The following is a 19262-nucleotide window of genomic DNA, read 5'->3' on the forward strand; positions in this document are numbered from 1 at the left end:
ATATTGTAAAACCTGTCCCCCGGCATATTGCCGGGGGACTTTTAGTTTGTAGTAGTTATATGAAAAAAAGAGCAATTAAAATTTTGTGCCATGTCTTTGTGTTGAGTACGCTCGCATTTTTTTCCTGTTCAAAAACAGAAACAGCTAACCCTGTGCCAACGAATCCCCCGGGAGATACAGTGCCGGTAACGCCGCCCCGGGGAGATACTTTTCCTCCGCAACAAGTTGGTATCACTACCCAGAAAATAGATACCAAAGGAGGCAATATCAGCAATTATGTGCTTTATATCCCGGACGGATATAACGAGAAGAAAGACTACAAATGGCCCATCGTGATATTTCTTCATGGAGTAGGGGAAATGGGGAATAATATTGATGTGATAAAGAACGTAGGACTGGTAAAAGTGGCGGCAGGGAAACCATTTGTAATAATCGCGCCGCAGTGCCTGAGCGGATGGTGGAATCCACAGTACCTCGAGATACTCTATAAAGAAGTGATCAGCAAATACCATGTAGATCCTAAGAGAGTATATCTTACCGGTCTGAGCATGGGTGGTTATGGAACGTGGGACTGGAGTTCTGCACACCCCGAAAAATTTGCCGCCATTGTTCCTATCAGTGGTGGTGGAGATGTAAACCGCATGAAGAATCTGAAAACCATGCCTATTTGGGTTTTCCATTCAGCAGACGATCCTACAGTAAATGTGGAGAATTCACGTGTCCTGGTAAAGCAATTGAGAGCGTTGGGGAATAATGTGCAATATACGGAGTATCCCAACGGTGGCCACGATGCCTGGACAAGGACTTACGCGAACCAGGATGTATATACCTGGCTGCTGAAGCAGCATTTGTAACCGTTTTATAAAAGCTATCGGACTGCTGCTGTTCTGATATCAATTACTTTCAGCTGGAGGGAAGTTTGCCCGTTCCATTCATTTTCATCCAGGGTAAATACCATATCGAAGGGCTTTTTGTCTGCTATCAGCGGAAATTTCTCTGCCATGTAAAAGCCAATTCCGGACATAGTGGGACCATATTTCCCCTGTTTCACAGAGAATTTAATGTGGTCGTCTTTTACAATCTTCGAATAACCGTTGTCAACAAGATTTTTAGCAAGAAAAACAGGGCGTAGGTTGTCTGGTCCCAGGGGCTCGAATTGCCGTAGAATATTATAAAACGCAGTTGTGATTTCCGTGAAATGGATTTCGGTATCTATTACTATTTCCGGTACCAGTTGATCCGGGTGGATGGTTCGTGCTACCACTTCTTCAAAGCGTTCCTGGAACGCCTTTACATTTTCTGTTTTCATGGTCATCCCCGCTGCATAAAAATGGCCTCCGTAGTTTTCGAGAAGATCTTTACACTGATGGATGGCTTCGTATACATTGAATCCCATCACGGAACGGGCGGAGCCGGCTACTTTGTCATTCGATTGGGTAAGAATGATAGTAGGACGGTAGTAATATTTATCGATTAGCCTGGAAGCCACAATACCAACCACACCTTTATGCCAGTGAGCCTGGTAAAGTACGGTCGATTTTCTGCGGGCAATATCTACGTCATTTTGAAGCAGTACAATGGCCTCCTGGGTAATGGTACTGTCGATTTCTTTTCTGTCGAAATTGTCGGCGTGCAGTACGGCTGCGATGGCAGCGGCTTTTTCCACATCATTTTCGATGAAGAGGTTCACTGCTTTGCGGGCATCGTCCATCCTGCCGGCGGCATTTACCCGTGGGGCAATTACAAATACAAGGTTGGCGATGGTTAGTTTTTCCTTCAGTGCGCTGAGCGTGATCAGCGCTTTGATACCCGGCAGCGGATCTTCATTTACTTTTATAAGACCGTGAAAGGCCAGTATCCTGTTTTCGCCGGTCATCGGAACGATGTCGGCTGCAATACTGGTAGCCACCAGGTCCAGGAATTTATTGGCTTCCGATTGGGGAAGACCCCGTTTTTGAGCAAAGGCGCAGATCAGTTTGTAGCCAATTCCGCAGCCGCTCAGTTCTTTATAAGGATAGGGGCAGTCGTGTTGTTTGGGATTCAGGATCGCCACAGCGGGAGGCAGTATTGCATCCGGCAAATGATGGTCGCAGATTATAAAGTCGATACCCCATTCCTTTGCGGTGGTAATATGTTCGATAGACTTAATGCCGCAGTCGAGCGCAATGATCAGGCTGAAATCGTTATCCCGGGCGTATTCAATGCCCTGCATGGAAATACCGTAACCTTCGCGGTAGCGGTGGGGGATATAAAATTCGATATTGCTGTAAAGTTTTTGCAGAAAAGCGTACACCGTCGCCACTGCGGTAGTGCCGTCTACATCGTAATCTCCGTAGATCAGTATTTTTTCATGCTGAAAAAAAGCCAGTTCAATCCTGGAAATGGCCTTGTCCATATCCTTCATTTTCCAGGGATCGTGAAGGTCTTCCAGTGTAGGGCGAAAAAATTGCCGGGCAGCCTCATAGTTGGTTACATTGCGTTGTACCAGTAACCGGCATAACAGCGGATGTATGCGTAATGATGACTGTAGTAACTGTTCCTGATTTGGTTGATATGCCTTTACTGTCCAGCGTTTTTGCATTATTATATTTTAAAGGCTTAAGCTTTTCGCTTCTTCCGCATATTACATTATTTTTTATTCTTACTAAAATGTTCTGTCGGTTGTGAATCGCACCAGGGATTCTAACCCGTTCCTGACAGCGTTTTCAGGGAATTTATTCAGGATGGTAAGGGCTTCATCCCGGTATTCAAACATTTTTTGCCGGGTATAGTCAATGCCTCCGGATGCTTTTACAAGCCGGATGACTTCTTCTACGCGGTCCTTTTCTGTATTATGGTTTTTAACTATATTAATAATCTTTCTTCTTACTTCAGTGGAAGCATGTTCCAGGGTATAGATAAGCGGAAGGGTCATTTTTTTCTCGCGGATGTCGATTCCGGTTGGTTTACCGATTTTGGCGGAGCCATAATCGAAGAGGTCATCTTTAATTTGAAAGGCGATGCCCACTTTTTCGCCGAAAAGGCGCATTTGTTCGGTAGTATGATCGTCGTTGCTGCTGCTCCATGCGCCGGCGGCGCAGGCGGAGGCCAGTAATGAAGCGGTTTTGCGGCGGATAATTTCAAAGTAAATATCTTCCTTGATATTCAGCTTACGGGTTTTTTCGATCTGCAGCAGTTCTCCTTCACTCATTTCTTTAACAGCTTCTGATAATATCTGTAAAGTTCGGAAATCATTATTGTTAAGGGACAGCAGCAGTCCTTTTGAAAGGAGGTAGTCGCCAACCAGTACGGCTATTTTATTTTTCCAGAGGGCATTAATAGAAAAGAGGCCACGGCGTTCGTTGGCATCATCCACCACATCGTCATGTACCAGGGTGGCGGTATGCAGCAGTTCTACCAGTGCGGCTGCCCGGTATGTACTTTCCTGGATATTGTCACTGAAAAGTTTTGCGGATAATAAAACAAACATGGGCCTGATCTGCTTTCCCTTGCGCTTCACAATATAATGCATGATCCTGTCCAATAACGGCACATGACTTTTTACTGAATCTGCGAACTTACTTTCAAAATCCTGTAATTCTTTACCTATCAGGTGTTTAATATCGTCCATGTATTAAATAAAAAAGGATTGCTAAGCTAGCTTTTATAAATCACATTTTAACATTTTGGCCTTTAATTTGTATATGGAGTATAACATTCCTTTAACACGAGTTAAGGAATCCTTTAACACAAGGTATACAGATCTTTAACTTAACTGGAATTAAGGTATATAAATACTTTCATTTAAGCTCTAATTTTGAAGGACTTATCAATGAAAATAATATTGCAAGAAAAATTTGTATATTCATTTATGATATTTACCTTTGCTAGGTAAAAAACGGGTTATTAGTAAATTTTTAACAGTTTTTAATAAAAAAAACAATTATGGCAAGCAAAAAGTACTTATTACTGGCAGGCGCTGTGGGTTTACTATCAGCATCTACTAGTTTTGCACAGGTTCAACCAACCGGCTACGATGCTCTGGATAGCTCCAAAGTGTCTAGCAAGCGTATGGTACAACAAAATAACTTCACGAACCACCAATCAAATTTCCCGGCTAAACCGAGAGATATGTGGGAACTGGGTTTTAGTGGTGGTTTACACCTGATCAGCGGAACCGTTCCTCCTCAACCAGGTTTTGGTGGTGGTGTTTCCCTGAGAAAAGCATTGGGACATACTTTCTCCCTGAGAGCTGAGTACATCGGTTCCATTGATAAGGGTCAGGATTACAAACTGCGTCCTAATTCACCAGCAGGTGGTATCAATCCTTGGGCAAAAACAGCCGCTTTAAATGGTGGTATGATTGTTCCTAACTACAAATCCCAGAACCATCAGCTGTCCTTGGACGTGATTGCTTCCCTGAGCAACATCCTGTTCTACAGAGCTGAACCTAAGGTTAACTGGTATTTACTGGCTGGTTACTCTATCGTAATGGCTGACGTTGACGTTGATGCATTGGATGCAAACGGAAATGGCTACAACTATTCCGGTATTAACTTTGGTGCAAAACGCAGTGATATCAGAAAACAGATCAAAGATCTGAGAGATGATAAATACGAGCAAAATGCTCCTTCTCAGGGTAACAGGGTTTCTATCGGTCGTAACGATGACAACCAATTACTCCGTCATGCACTGGATCTCGGTACTGGTGTAGCGTTTAAAGTTTCTAAACGTTTCAACATCGGTATTGAAGAAAAAATCACTATGCCATTTGACGCATACCTGGATGGATATGCAGTTCCTGGTTCCGGTGGTTCTTCCAAAGATTTCTACTCTTACACCAGCTTACGTCTGAACTTCAACCTGGGTAACCCAGCTAAACGTGTACAGCCATTATGGTGGATCAACCCACTGGAATACGCTTACAGCGAGCTGAGCAGCCCACGTCACATGAAGCTTCCAGCTCCGGTTCTGCCTGATGCTGACGGCGATGGCGTAACTGACCAATTCGATCGCGAACCTAACACCCCAGCAGGTGCACCAGTGGATGTTCACGGTGTTGCTAAAGATACTGACGGTGACGGTGTTCCTGATTACAAAGACAAACAACTGATCACTCCTACTTACTGCCAGCCAGTTGATGCTGATGGTGTTGGTAAATGCCCAGATCCAGAATGCTGCAAGAATCCTCCAGTTGCGCCTTGCGCAAGCCTGGTTCTGCCTAGCGTTTCTTTCAAAGGCAGCTCTACCAAAATTGGTAACGATCAGGAAGCTATCCTCGCTTCTGTTGCAGCTTCCCTGAAATCTAACCCTTCCTGCAACGTACTGGTTACCGGTCACGCAGGTGCTAAAGGTAAGAAAGGTGGTGTTGACCTGAGCAGCCGTCGTGTTGACTCAGTAATCGACTACCTGGCTGACAAACAAGGTATCGACCGCGGTCGTTTCATCAAACAAAACACTCCTGGTGAGTCTGGCACTGTTGATTTAGCTCCTGCTAACTAATCAGTATCACTCATTAAGATGATAACTTAAAAAAAGTCCTCTCCCGTTCATTCGGGAGAGGACTTTTTTTTGAAGCAAACACTCCTGTACGAAATATTGTTGAAGTGTCAATTATTACCCCTAATTTTGGAGGCTTTTTTAATAAACTTATTATTACGTGGGAATTAACATCAACAGGGTATCCCTGGCAGGCCTGGTAGTAGCTCTTGGCATTATCTATGGCGATATCGGAACATCTCCACTCTATGTTTTCAAAGCCATCGTAGGAGGAAATCCCATCAGCGACCTGCTGGTGATCGGAGGTATTTCCTGTATCATCTGGACACTAACTCTTCAAACTACCGTTAAATACGTTATTCTCACCCTACGGGCTGATAATAAGGGGGAAGGTGGGATCTTTTCACTCTATGCACTCGTAAGACGCCACGCCAGATGGACCGTAATTTTTGGTATGATCGGCGGCGCTGCCCTGCTCGCAGATGGTATCATCACCCCACCCATCACTGTTACCTCTGCCATCGAAGGTCTCAGGACCCTGGAAGTCTTTAAGGACCTGGGCCAGATGACTATCGTGAAAATAGTACTCACCATTATTACAGGGCTCTTTGTTATGCAACAGTTCGGTACGGTTTCTATCGGCCGGATGTTTGGTCCCATCATGGTGCTGTGGTTTTCTATGCTTGGTATCCTCGGTATTTCACATATAGCGGATGATTTGAGCATTTTCAAAGCCTTTAGCCCCCATTATGCCATTGAACTCTTAACTACTTATCCTAAAGGATTCCTGATCCTGGGAGCTGTGTTCCTTTGTACTACAGGTGCGGAAGCCCTGTATTCTGATCTCGGTCACTGCGGTAAAGGTAATATCAGGGTGTCCTGGATCTTTGTTAAAACCTGTCTTATTCTGAACTACCTGGGACAAGGCGCCTGGTTACTCACCCAAAAAGGTCAGATCCTGCCCAAAGATCAGAACCCGTTCTTTACCATTATGCCGGAATGGTTCATCATCTTCGGCGTATTAATTGCCACACTGGCTTCCGTAATTGCCAGCCAGGCACTGATATCCGGTTCCTTTACCCTCATCGCAGAAGCCATGCGGCTTAACCTGTGGCCCAAAATGCGGGTAAATTACCCCACAGAAGAAAGGGGACAGCTCTACATCCCCGGTATCAACACCATGCTGTTTGTGGGTTGTGTTTCCATTGTGCTGATTTTCCAGGAATCGTCGAATATGGAGGCGGCTTATGGCTTATCCATCACCATCTGTATGCTCATGACCTCCTGCCTCTTCGCCTTCTACCTTTATACAAAGCGGGTATGGGTAGGCTGGATACTGCTATATCTCATCGTTTATTTTACCATAGAATTCTCGTTCCTCTTCGCTAACGTGATTAAGTTCATGCATGGTGGTTACGTAACAGTTATTGTGGCCGGCGCCCTCTTCCTGGTGATGATTGTATGGTTCAAATCGCGTAAGATCAAGAACCGTTACGTGGAATTTGTGCGACTGGAAGATTATCTGCCTATCATACAGGAGCTGAGCAATGACACTTCCATTCCCAAATACGCCACCCACCTGGTGTATATGAGCAGTGCCGATAATCCGAAAGAAATAGAACATAAGATCATCTATTCAATTCTTAATAAAAAACCTAAACGGGCAGATATATACTGGTTTGTACACGTAGATGTGGTAGATGAACCTTACCTGAGTGAATACTCTGTGCAAACGATCATTCCAAATGAAGTAATACGTGTGGAATTCCGCCTCGGCTTTAAAGTGGAACAGCGTATTAATCTTATGTTCAGAATGGTAGTAGAAGATATGGTTCGTAACAAGGAAGTAAATATTACCAGCCGCTACGAGTCGCTGAGCAAGAATAATGTGGTAGGCGACTTCCAGTTCATCGTTATGGAGAAATTCCTGTCGCACGACAACGACCTGCCTTTATATGAAAGAATGGTGATGAAGATGTATTTCTTCCTGAAAAAGATCAGTTTGTCGGAAGAAAGGGGTTTTGGACTGGATTCCAGCTATGTAACCATCGAGAAATATCCACTGGTGGTAGCACCGGTCACCAATCTGCAGCTGAAGCGGATTGTACATTGATATACATCTTTAACAGGAAAAGCCGGATCACACACGATCCGGCTTTTCTGTTTTATATATAACCGGTCATCCTCTTAAAAGGAAAAAATCCACTTTTTTTATAGATATTGAGGTTTCCGGATTACGGTGATGAGTGAACAAATCACGTTATTCTAATATCTGAAAACGCTAAATTTTAGTATGGTGAACAAATTTTTTGGCGTGCTGGTAATGCTGGCACTGCAACAAAACGTATGGGCGCAAATGTCTCCTGCCGCTGGCTACAGGGACCTGCCCGATCCCAAACCCGTTAATAAAGCTTCCTGGGCGGCTGTTAATGACACCAGGCTTCACGTTGCATTCGGTACTGCAGATACCCGTTATGAAAAAAGAAATGCACCTGATAACAGCGGTTTAACGCCTGCCTGGGAAACGAAAGCCTGGAAAGGTGAAAAGGTCCATACACAACTGGTGATATGGTCTGCCGCTGCACAACGGGAAGTAAGCATCCAGGCATCCGCATTACAAGACGGTAAAGGCAACAAAATTGCAGCTTCAGCAGTGACCACCGGTTTTGTGAGATATGTACTCACAGATGGTTTGAATAAAGACGGTGGTGGCTGCGGGTACCGTAATCCGAAAGATTTTGACTCTTCGCTTGTGGCAGATGGTATTGATATCATTAATAAAAGCACCATCGCCGCCAGTACTACCCAGCCGGTGTGGCTAAGCGTTCAGGTGCCGGCGAATACACCAGCCGGTACATATAAAGGCGCGGTGAGTGTGAAATCCGGTGCTACCGCAGTGGACATGCCTTTTGAAGTAACTGTACTGGATCATACCCTGCCTGCTCCGAAAGACTGGCAATTTCATCTTGATCTGTGGCAAAGTCCTTATGCAATAGCGCGTGTATATGGCGTAAAACCCTGGAGTAATGCGCACTTCGAAGCCATGAAGCCTTATATGAAAATGCTGGCAAATGCGGGTCAGAAAGTGATCACGGCCACTATCATTTATGATCCCTGGAACAGCCAGACCGAGGACATCTACGGCACAATGGTAAAATGGACAAAGAAGAAAAATGGCGGCTGGGCATACGACTACAGCATCTTTGATAAATGGGTGCAGTTTATGATGGATCAGGGTATCCGGAAGGAAATCAACTGCTATAGCATGATTCCATGGAACCTCAAATTTTATTATTATGATGAGGCAGCTGCAAAAGATACTTTCATTGTAGCCAAGCCTGGTTCAGCGGAGTATACAAAGCACTGGCAACCTATGCTGACTGATTTTGTAAAACACCTGAAGGCAAAGGGCTGGTTTAATATTACAGCTATCGCTATGGATGAAAGACCAATGGAAGACATGCTGCAAACCCTGAAAGTGATCCGTAGTGCGAGTAGCGACTTCAAATTATCACTGGCAGGCAGTTATCACGAACCACTGGCCAATGAAATACACGACTACTGTATTGCACTGAGAGAAGCTTTCCCGGCAAACATTATGAAAACCCGTTTAGAGAAAGGGTTGCCGACTACTTTTTACACCTGCTGCACAGAAGGATTCCCGAATACCTTTACTTTTTCGCCGCCGGCAGAATCAGCCTTTATGGGTTGGCATGCTGCGAACAAAGGATATAACGGGTATTTGCGCTGGGCTTTCAACTGCTGGGTAGCTGATCCGCTGCATGATTCGCGTTTCCGTACCTGGTCGGCAGGAGACACGTATTTCGTATATCCGGGACCGAGATCTTCTATCCGTTATGAGAGATTGATAGAAGGGATACAGGATTATGAAAAGATAAGAATACTGCGGGAAGCATTTGCAAAAAGTGGTAACGCCGCGGGCTTGAGTAAGCTGGACAATTTATTAAAGCCTTTCGAGGAAGAAACGCTGAAAACCACGCCGGCCGCACAAATACTGAATGCAGCCAAACAGGAATTAAACGGGTTCTGATTGAACAATGGCATCATAAAAAAAATCCTCCGGGGAACCGGAGGATTTTTTTTTAACACAACTAAAAAACAATCAAATGTGTTCATCAATCGGGCTTTTTCCCATCTAAAAAGGTATTGATCGTATTGATTTCTGTATGATTATTAGGGCCCTGATCACCACTCACCGTGTAGTTGGAGTAGAAGTGTTCAGCAGAGCCGGCGCCATTATCCAGGTTCACATTTCTGCGCAGGTAAGCAGGTACGTTTTCCAGTTCCGCGTTATTGTCCATGTTTTTCACATTGAAACTGATGCTGCGTAATTTGGCTACTCTTTCTGCCTGTTTGCGTTTCTGTTCTTCCAGATCTTCGTAAGCCTGTTGCATAGGCACTTCCGGAGGAGCAGGAGGTACGTTTACCGCACTTTCTTCTTCCTCTTTATATACCATTTTCATTTCGGGAGCAGGTGTACCTGGTTCCACGTAAATATGTGCAGGTCTGTTTAAATATCCTCCGGCTGCGTTACCAGTTTGCGGCTGAATGATATTTACACCAGGCTGTTGTGTATGTGCAGGCGGTATTTGCTGAACAGGTTGCGGCACTGGCTGTTGTTGCATTTGCTGCATCTGTTGCTGTTGCGCCTGTTGAATTTGTTGTTGTATCTGCTGCGGGTCAGGTTGTTGTGGCTGTGCAGGTGGTACCTGTTGTATGTTCAGCACATAGTTTTGACGCGCAGGAGCAATAGGCGCCTGTTGTTGAGGCTGTGGCGGTGTGTAAGCCATTACGGGCTCAGGATGACTTACTACAGGTTCCATCAGGCGCGGGGCCATCAGGTCTTGTGGCTCCTGGAATAAGGTGCCTTGTGCCTGTTGCACACTCATCTTTTTTTCATCACCATCTTTACCTAACTGCATTACAATTTTAGGTTCTACGCGCTCCGGGTTGGAGGGTGTGATTTTCTGCTGTGTAATGGGTTTCTGTTCAAAACCGGTAGCAATGATGGTTACACCCAGTTGCCTGTCCAGTGTTTGATCGTAGCCCACACCGAGGATCACGTCGCAATCTTCACCAGCCTGGCTTTGTACATATGCCTGGATGATATCCATTTCATCGAGGGTGTGTTCAAATTCACCTTCAGAAGAAGAGATATTGATGAGGATCCATTTCGCACCGCGTATATCGTTGTCGTTCAGCAGCGGGGAAGTTAATGCATCTTCGATAGCCCTTTGTGCGCGGTTTTCGCCTTCAGCCAGTGCAGCACCGAGGATCGCTACACCACCGTTACGCATAACGGTACAAACGTCGGCGAAATCCACGTTGATCTGACCGGTAGAATTGATTACATCGGTAATACATTTGGCGGCGGTAGCCAGCACGTTATCTGCTTTTTCAAAGGCAGCCTTGAACTTCAGATCGCCGAATTTCTGACGTAATTTATCATTGGAGATAATCAGCAGGGTATCTACATACTCTTTCAGACGACTAACGCCTTCATCAGCCTGCAGCATTCTCTTTTTACCTTCGTAAGAAAACGGAGTGGTAACAATACCAACAGTCAGAATACCAAGTTCCTTACATATTTTGGCGATAATAGGAGCGCCACCGGTTCCGGTGCCACCGCCCATACCGGCAGTAATGAAGGCCATTTTGGTATTCACCTCCAGTATTTTTTTGATTTCTTCAAAGGATTCTTCCGTCGCCTGTTTCCCGATTTCAGGATTTGCACCGGCGCCAAGTCCCTGTGTCAGGTGCGGGCCCAACTGTATTTTATTAGGAACCGGGCTATTAGCAATAGCTTGTGCATCGGTATTGCAAATAATGAAATTTACCCCGTCAATGCGCTGGCTATACATATGATTCACCGCATTACTTCCACCGCCACCGATACCGATGACTTTGATGATAGAAGATTTTTCCTTAGGAAGATCAAAATGTATCATGACTCTATACTTTTATGGGTTAGTACGAATAATTAATAATGAACTATTAAGAATTAAGTGCGTATATGCTTGTATGTTATTACTATGGTTCATTTGTCCTGTCATTATTAATTATCGTTCTTAATTCTTATTATATTAAACGTTTGCTTTTTGCAACAATTGCGCCATTTAACTTTTAAAGTTTTGCATCTTCTTCTTCCGTGAACATATCAATGATTTTTGTTTTCATTTTGTCCAGGAAGTTTTTCAATGAGGCGTTTCTTTCTTTTGCTTTCCGGTCCTGTATTTCCTGACTGCTGGGGGTTTCTTCTTCTATCCAGTCTTCGGGTGGAGCCACCGACTGAGCAGCCTGTTCTTTGGCCAGATAGCTGGTATTAATTTTTACATAATTTTCTTCCAGTGCTTTACGATCATTTTCGAAATCGTTGTAGCCTTTCAGGATCAGGCCCACGCAGGTAGCATACATAGGTTTGGTTAATTCATCTATGTGGCCGCTTGCGAGGTGCTCGTTGGGGAATCCTATACGGGCGCTTGCACCGGTGGTGTATTCTGTCAGCTGTATGAGATGTTTCAGTTGGGATCCGCCACCAGTAAGGATGATACCGCCATTCAGCATTTTATTATCCATACCGATCTGCTTGAGATGATATACCACGAAATCGAGTATTTCACTCATGCGCGCCTGGATGATGTGTGCCAGGTTCTTCACGGAGATCTCTTTGGGGCTCTGACCTCTTAATCCGGGGATCGTGATATAGGCATTTGTTTTGGCTTCATCCGCCAGGGCGTAACCGAACTGTACTTTCATCTGTTCTGCCTGTGTTTTCAATACACCCAGGCCGTTCTTGATGTCGTTGGTAATGTTTTCACCACCGTACGGAATAACGGCCGTGTGTTTCAATATACCTTCATAAAATACTGCCAGGTCGGTGGTACCACCACCAATATCCACAATGGCTACACCTGCTTCAAAATCCATATCGCACATAACCGCTGCAGCAGAAGCCAGTGGCTGGAGTACCAGGTCGCGTATTTTAAGACCGGATTTTTCCACGCTGCGGTTAATGTTACGGATGGCGTTTTTGTCGCCGGTAATAATATGGAAGTTCGCACCCACCTTTACCCCGGACATACCGATCGGGTAAGTAATGTTCTGCAGACTGTCCACTATATATTGCTGCGGAATCACATCGATGATCTGATCACTCGCGGGAATAACTGTTTTGTACTGATCGTTGATCAGCTGGTCAATATCTTTCTGGGATATTTCCGCATCAGTGTCATTGCGTACAATATCTCCACGGGTTTGCAAACTTTTTATATGATGACCGGCTATACCAACATATACCTCGTTAATTTCCAGGTTGGGGTTGGACGCATAACAATTCTCGAGTGCTTGCCTGATAGCTTTAATGGTTTGGTCAATGTTCAGCACCATACCGTGCTGTACACCAAACGATGTAGCTTTTCCGAATCCCAGGATTTCCAGTTTCCCGTATTCATTCTTCCGTCCTGCAATGGCAGCAATCTTCGTAGTACCAATGTCGAGTCCTACAATGATGGGAGCTTCCTGATTCATGGCGTTTTTTGTTTTTTTGATGTGTTAACAGATTTATTCCCTGGCTTATACACTGCTTTAGGTTGTTGTTTGGCCGGCGCAGCTGCTTTTGCTTTCTTCACCTTTTCTTTCTGCGGTTTAGCCTTTTCTTTCGCTGCGTGTACCGGTTTTGCCACCGGTTTGGCAGGTTCGGTATGTACCGGCTTTGCTATTGCCGGTGCTGCCGTTGTTGAATCTTCGCTGTCCGCTATCGGCGGTTCATCTGCATCGGCCAGTTTCAAACTATCCGTTTTGATTACTGGTTGCAATGGAACAACGCCGTCCTTACGGGTACACACCACTTCGTTTTCAAATGCGATGTTGATGCGTGTATAATTATTCCAGCCTACTTTGTTCAATCCTTCCTTATAAAAAGCCAGCAGTTTGGTGAATTTTTTTTCTATGTCTATACCTTCTCCGAATGCAATCACCTGGTCTCCCAGTTTCGGTATGAACTCAAACCTGCGGTCGTCCGTGATCATGAGTTGCTCTACCTGTGCCATCCAGAAGGGATCATTACCAATGTAAATACCCATGTCCACGATTTGCGCTGCTAACAGGCTGTCGGGTTTCTGCAGCTTTTCCGCATCCGTAGGAAAGCCTGTGAACACGGGCACCCTGGCTGCATAACGACTGGATACCGGTATATGTTCGCCGGCGCCGTCGAGGTAAAAACTGTTACCGGAAAAAGTAAATACCCTCGCCACCGGTTCGCGTTGTGTTACTTTGATGTTCAGCTGCTGGCCGTTATCAAAATAGATCTCTGCATTTTTTACCCAGGGATCCTGGTCTACAACGGATTCCAGCTCTGCGATATTGATATCGGCAATACTTTTGCCGATCGGGTTTAGATTTTTATCTTTCGTGATCAAAGATTTTATATCCTTTGATTCAATAAAAAAGTTATCATCTTTCCCCTCAAATTTTACCTGTATACTTTTACATTTACCGGCATCCTTGTCCTGTATAGCCGCCACCAGCAATACTACAAAGCCTGTGAGCACCATTCCCCAGAGAACGGCGACACCCAGTCGTTTTAATATTGTGGTAGTTTTAGACAAGCTTTTTATTTTTAATGTTGTGTTATTTTGTTTTTAAGAAGATGAGCCACCGGTTCTTTTAACTGGTCGATATCTCCCGCGCCGGCCGTGATTAATAATGGTACGTCCTGTTTGCCCAGGTATTCCACTACTTCTTCTTTCGGTAAAATCTTTACAGGTACTGTTATTTTATCTGCAATCATTTCGCTGGTAACTCCTGCTATCGGCAACTCGCGCGCCGGATAGATAGGCAGCAGTATCACCTCGTCTGCCAGGGAAAGGCTTTCTGCAAAGCCATCCGCGAGGTCGCGCGTACGGGTAAATAAGTGCGGCTGAAAAATAACGGTGCATTTTTTTCCTGGAAACAACGCTTTCGCACTGGTGATCAATGCGCGCAATTCTTCCGGATGGTGTGCATAATCATCGATATATACCTGCTGATCTGTTTTTACCACATATTCAAATCTCCGTTTGATCCCTTTGAAACTGGCAATGGCAGCGCGGATCTTACCGGCATCTATTCCCAGCAGATGTGCTACCGTGATAGCAGCAACTGCGTTTTCCACGTTGTGCATACCGCCAATGTGCATCGCGATATTATCGATCATCCAGTCCTGCTGCATTACATCAAACTCGTATCCGCCGTTGATCATGCGGATGTTGGCAGCGTAAGCATTGGCAGCATCGTTTTGCAAACTGTACAACAACTTGTTTGTTGCATTGAGCTCTTTATTGCGATGCAGGCCGAACCTGGCAATCAGCGTGCCATTTGGCTTAATATTGTGCGTGTACTCAATAAAAGCATCTTCCATTGCTTCCGGAGTGCCGTAAATATCCAGGTGATCTGCATCCATGGCAGTCAGCACCGCGATATCCGGACTTAATTTCAGGAAAGAACGGTCATATTCATCTGCTTCAATTACTGCTACGGACTTATCGCTGCTCCAGAAATTTTTATTATAGTTCACGCTGATACCACCCAGGAAAGCGTTACAGCCGTAACCACTGTCGGTGAGCAGGTGAGCGATCATGGTGGAAACGGTGGTTTTACCATGTGTGCCTGCCACGGTGATGGCAAACAGGGAACGGGTAATTTCCTGCAGCACATCACTGCGCTTTACTACTTCGTAACCGTTATCGCGCAACCACTGCAACTCTGTGTGGGTAGCTGGAATGGCCGGCGTGTACACCACCAGGTTGGCGGTTTTGTCAATTAAATTAATATCGTCTGTATAATGGATTTGCATACCTTCTGCTTCCAGCTGCTTTGTGAGCGCTGTGGAGGTACGGTCATAACCGCTTACCTGCACGCCTTTCTCATTGAAGAAGCGTGCAATGGCGCTCATGCCAATACCACCGATACCGATGAAATAAACTCTTTGTATGTTGTTCAAATCCATATATTCTTCTAAAAAAATCTCTTTTAAATAATTCCTAATACCTGGTTGGCAATAGTTACATCTGCATGTGGATTACCCAGTTTGCCGATATTGCTTTCCAGTTGTTCCATCAGCGCTTTGTTTTGCAAAAGGCTGAATAGCACAGTACCCAGTTGTGACTGTACCTGGTCGTCTTTAATGATCAGGCCCGCCTGTTTGTTTACCAGGTTCATGGCGTTGGATGTTTGATGATCTTCTGCCGCAAACGGGTAAGGCACAAATATCACCGGCTTTTTCACCACACACAATTCCGCGATCGCCAGTGCGCCGGCCCTTGATAACACTACATCTGCCGCTTTATAGGCAAAGTCCATCACGTTGATGAAATCGTATACTTTAATATGCGATCCATACGGTGCTGCAACAGCTTTCGCTGTTTCATAATAAGGCTTCCCTGTTTGCCAGATCAGCTGTATATCCCTGTCCACTATTTCTCTTAACAGTGGTTGTAATCCTTCGTTGATAGATTTAGCTCCCAAACTGCCTCCTACGGCGAAGATGGTTTGCTTGGCTGTACTCAGTCCGAAATGCTGCAAGGCATCTTCCCGTGTTACGGCCGACTGTGAAATACTGTTCCTCACAGGATTGCCGGTCATTACCAGTTTTTCGGACGGAAAAAATTTCTCCATACCATCGTATGCCACACAGATCTTTTTCGCTTTCCTGCCCAGTATTTTATTCGTTTTCCCCGCAAAGGAATTTTGTTCCTGTATCAGGGTAGGCGTACCGTTTTTCTGCGCCCTGTTCAGCATTGGAAAACTCGCATATCCGCCTACACCCACTACCACATCAGGCTGAAAACCTTGCAGGATGGCCTTTGCGCGACGCAGGCTTTTCCATATTTTAAAAGGCAGCAGGATATTTTTGAAAATATTACTGCGATTAAAACCGGCTATTTCCAGTCCTTCGATCGGATAACCCGCCTGCGGCACTTTCTCCATCTCCATTTTCCCGGTGGCGCCCACAAAAAGGATGTTGATGTCCGGCTCTATTTTTTTCAACGCATTTGCGATCGCTATCGCCGGGAAGATGTGTCCCCCGGTACCGCCGCCTGCTATGATCACTTTGCGTTGCATGTTCTATTCCTGATTACAGTTATTGTTATAAATACGTATTAAGCGACTGCAGCGGTTTCCGATTGCGCAATAACTCTTTCCAAACGCTCTTTTTCTGCCTGTTTACCTTCCATCTCTTCTACGTTCCGCGATACACTTAATATAATTCCGATAGCCATACTGGTAAATAACACAGAGGAACCACCCATACTTACCAAAGGAAGCGGCAGCCCTGTAACCGGGAACAGCTGTACGTTTACCGCCATATTGGTTAATGCCTGTATTACCAGTGTTACACTGAGTCCTACTGCCAGGAATGCACCGAAAGCATAAGGACATCTTTTATAGATCCGGATACTTCTCAATAATAAAATCATATAAGCTGCCAGTATCAGGAAGGCGCCAAACATGCCATATTCTTCTATAATAGTGGCATAGATATAATCGGAATAGGCGTGTGGCAGGAAGTTACGTTGTGTACTGTTGCCGGGGCCTTTTCCTAAAATACCACCACCAGCGATGGCGATGTTGGCCTGTTGCACCTGGTAAGGCGTTTCTGTATGATCACCGTGAATGAAGTTGTCGATACGTTTTTCCCATGTTTTTGTACGCATCTCCATGCCGGTTAATTTGGCTATTCCAAAGAGCAGCACTACCATTACAGCGCCTACTGCCACCATAGACGCCAGGAACCTGATGGGCACCCTGCCTATAAAGCAAAGGAGCATACAGCTGGCGCCCAGTAAAAGGGCGGTACTCATATTGGCAGGCATGATCAGTGCGCAGATGATGCCAACCGGTATAATGATGGGCAGAAATCCTTTTTTGAAATCATTGATCAGGTTCTGCCGTCTTGATAACTGCCTGCTTACATACATGAATATGGCGAGTTTCGCCACATCGGATGTTTGAAAAGTAAGGTTAATGATTGGCAGCTTGATCCACCTGCTGGCTTCATTGATATTGGAACCAAAGGCCAGTGTATACATCAGCAATGGTATGGATACCAGGAATCCTATTTGTGCCACGCGTGAATAAATAGTATAGTTTACGCGGTGCGCAAAATAGATGATCACCAGCCCCATCACCAATACCGTGAGCTGCTTCAGGAGATAGTACTCCGTATGGCCGCCCCTTTCCCGGTAAGCGAGTGAGCCGGTAGCGCTATATACAGCAAGCAGGCTTACCAGCGATAGAAAAAGTACTACCGTCCAGATAACCTTGTCGCCTTTTGTTCTATAGAGCAATCCCATCATTAACTGCGTTTTGCTTTCATTTATTTTTTAAGATGTAACCCTTTATCCTGTTCATCAACACCTGTTACAGTGCTTTCACTTCTTCCTTAAACTTCCTGCCACGGTCTTCATAATTTTTAAAGAGGTCGAAGCTGGCACATGCGGGCGACAATAAAACGATGTCTCCTTTTGTGGCCTGTTTAAATGCTTCCTGTACTGCGTCGTGCATACTGGTGGTGTTAATCATCACCGGTGTGTCTTTTGATAACGCAGCAAAGATGGGGGTGTTGTCCACACCCATACAAATAATTGCTTTTACCTTTTCCTTCACGAGGTCGCGGATGGCATCGTAGTCGTTGCCTTTATCCACGCCGCCCATGATCAGTACAATGGGCTTGTCAAAACTTTCCAATGCAAACCAAACGGAGTTTACATTGGTGGCTTTGCTATCGTTAATAAAATCCACGCCTCTAACCGTTGTCACATATTCCATGCGGTGTTCGAGGCTTTCGAACGACGCAAGGCTTTCGCGGATTTTTTCATTTCTTATATCCATGGTCCTGCCTGCAATTGCTGCTGCCATTGAATTATACAAATTGTGTTTTCCCTTTAATGACAGGTCATACATTGACATGATAACCGGTTCTCCGTTGACATCTATGTGCAACTGGTCGTTGGCAATAGAGCCGCCTTCTTTCAGTGGTTTCATGATGGTAAAAGGTATTGATGCTGAATAAATGGGTTGCTGCGCTAAATGTCGCATGATCTCAGGATCATCCATGCAGTAGATGAAGTAGTCTTCAGCTGTCTGGTTCATGGCAATTCTGAATTTGGAGGCTACGTAATTTTCCATGTTATAGTCGTAGCGATCCAGGTGATCAGGCGTAATGTTCAGCAGGATGGCCACATTGGGTTTGAAGTCCTTAATGTCATCCAGCTGGAAGCTGCTGATTTCAATCACATAATACTCCGCCGGTGCGGTTGCCACCTGCCTGGCATAGCTCACGCCAATATTGCCTACCATCGCCACATCCAAACCTGCGTTTTTAAAGATGTGATAGGTGAGGGCCGTAGTGGTGCTTTTGCCGTTGCTGCCGGTGATGGCAATGATCTTTTTACCTGTCGAGAAACGGTAGGCCAGCTCTATCTCAGAAATTACGGGTATGCCTTTTTCGCGTACCTTTTTCATCAGTTCCGATTTCTCAGGGATACCGGGGCTTTTAACGATTTCGTTTGCATCCAGTATGATATCCCAGGAATGATGTCCTTCTTCAAAAGAGATCTGGTTTACCGCCAGTTCCTGTTTATAATTATCTTTTATTATCCCTCCGTCAGATACAAATACATCATACCCTTGCTGTTTTCCCAGCAAAGCCGCACCTATTCCACTTTCTCCTGCTCCTAATATGACGAGTTTATATTTCATTTCGTTTAGTCTCCTTAGTTAGT

At 45.1% G+C, this 19262-nt stretch carries 13 protein-coding genes; 4 read left to right on the forward strand and 9 right to left on the reverse strand.

The features are described 5' to 3' along the window. The first annotated feature begins 152 nt into the window (after nt 1-152). On the forward strand, nt 153-854 hold the full coding sequence (locus tag PV783_RS07165) for a prolyl oligopeptidase family serine peptidase (RefSeq protein WP_168771244.1): 702 nt from the start codon (nt 153-155) through the stop codon (nt 852-854). Nucleotides 855-868: 14 nt separating this feature from the next. Here the strand turns inward: PV783_RS07165 and recJ are convergent, their stop codons facing one another. Together recJ and PV783_RS07175 are read right to left on the reverse strand one after the other, a co-directional pair. Further along, nucleotides 869-2581 (reverse strand): single-stranded-DNA-specific exonuclease RecJ, encoded by a 1713-nt coding sequence (recJ, locus tag PV783_RS07170; protein ID WP_420987522.1) that lies wholly within the window; start codon nt 2579-2581, stop codon nt 869-871. Between the two features lie 63 nt (nt 2582-2644). After that, nucleotides 2645-3610, reverse strand: coding sequence for a polyprenyl synthetase family protein (locus PV783_RS07175; RefSeq protein ID WP_079469404.1), 966 nt, complete (start codon nt 3608-3610; stop codon nt 2645-2647). A gap of 314 nt (nt 3611-3924) precedes the next feature. On the opposite strand from PV783_RS07175, the gene PV783_RS07180 reads away from it, so the two are divergent. The 3 genes from PV783_RS07180 (at nt 3925) to PV783_RS07190 (ending at nt 9529) form a co-directional block, all read left to right on the forward strand. Continuing rightward, nucleotides 3925-5481, forward strand: a complete 1557-nt coding sequence (locus PV783_RS07180; RefSeq protein ID WP_420987523.1) for an OmpA family protein — start codon at nt 3925-3927, stop codon at nt 5479-5481. 157 nt (nt 5482-5638) lie between these two features. After that, nucleotides 5639-7591, forward strand: coding sequence for a KUP/HAK/KT family potassium transporter (locus PV783_RS07185; protein ID WP_420987524.1), 1953 nt, complete (start codon nt 5639-5641; stop codon nt 7589-7591). A 180-nt stretch (nt 7592-7771) separates the two neighbouring features. Beyond that, entirely contained in the window at nt 7772-9529 is a 1758-nt protein-coding gene (locus PV783_RS07190) for a glycoside hydrolase domain-containing protein (protein WP_420987525.1), read from the forward strand. An 85-nt stretch (nt 9530-9614) separates the two neighbouring features. Here PV783_RS07190 and ftsZ read toward each other — a convergent pair whose 3' ends face one another. The 7 genes from ftsZ to murD form a co-directional block, all read right to left on the reverse strand. Then, nucleotides 9615-11447 (reverse strand): cell division protein FtsZ, encoded by a 1833-nt coding sequence (gene ftsZ, locus PV783_RS07195; RefSeq protein WP_079469401.1) that lies wholly within the window; start codon nt 11445-11447, stop codon nt 9615-9617. A gap of 175 nt (nt 11448-11622) precedes the next feature. Beyond that, nucleotides 11623-13026: a cell division protein FtsA gene (gene ftsA / locus PV783_RS07200; protein WP_079469400.1), complete on the reverse strand. Its 1404-nt coding sequence runs from the start codon at nt 13024-13026 to the stop codon at nt 11623-11625. Continuing rightward, nucleotides 13023-14105, reverse strand: coding sequence for a cell division protein FtsQ/DivIB (locus PV783_RS07205; RefSeq protein WP_143313550.1), 1083 nt, complete (start codon nt 14103-14105; stop codon nt 13023-13025). The genes ftsA and PV783_RS07205 overlap by 4 nt, the downstream gene beginning before the upstream one ends. 11 nt (nt 14106-14116) lie before the next feature. Next, a complete protein-coding gene (gene murC / locus PV783_RS07210) occupies nt 14117-15484 on the reverse strand; it encodes a UDP-N-acetylmuramate--L-alanine ligase (protein WP_336387442.1) in 1368 nt (455 codons plus the stop codon). 23 nt (nt 15485-15507) lie between these two features. Then, complete coding sequence (gene murG, locus PV783_RS07215; RefSeq protein ID WP_420987526.1) at nt 15508-16599, reverse strand: undecaprenyldiphospho-muramoylpentapeptide beta-N-acetylglucosaminyltransferase; 1092 nt, start codon at nt 16597-16599, stop codon at nt 15508-15510. Between the two features lie 38 nt (nt 16600-16637). Beyond that, complete coding sequence (locus PV783_RS07220) at nt 16638-17834, reverse strand: FtsW/RodA/SpoVE family cell cycle protein (protein ID WP_420987527.1); 1197 nt, start codon at nt 17832-17834, stop codon at nt 16638-16640. A gap of 64 nt (nt 17835-17898) precedes the next feature. Next, nucleotides 17899-19239 carry a UDP-N-acetylmuramoyl-L-alanine--D-glutamate ligase gene (gene murD / locus PV783_RS07225; RefSeq protein WP_079469395.1) on the reverse strand — a complete coding sequence of 447 codons (1341 nt, stop codon included), beginning with the start codon at nt 19237-19239 and terminating at the stop codon, nt 17899-17901. Nucleotides 19240-19262: the final 23 nt, after the last annotated feature.

Origin of the sequence: Chitinophaga sp. CC14 (genome assembly GCF_048957795.1) — a bacterium.
Classification (GTDB): domain Bacteria; phylum Bacteroidota; class Bacteroidia; order Chitinophagales; family Chitinophagaceae; genus Chitinophaga; species Chitinophaga ginsengisegetis.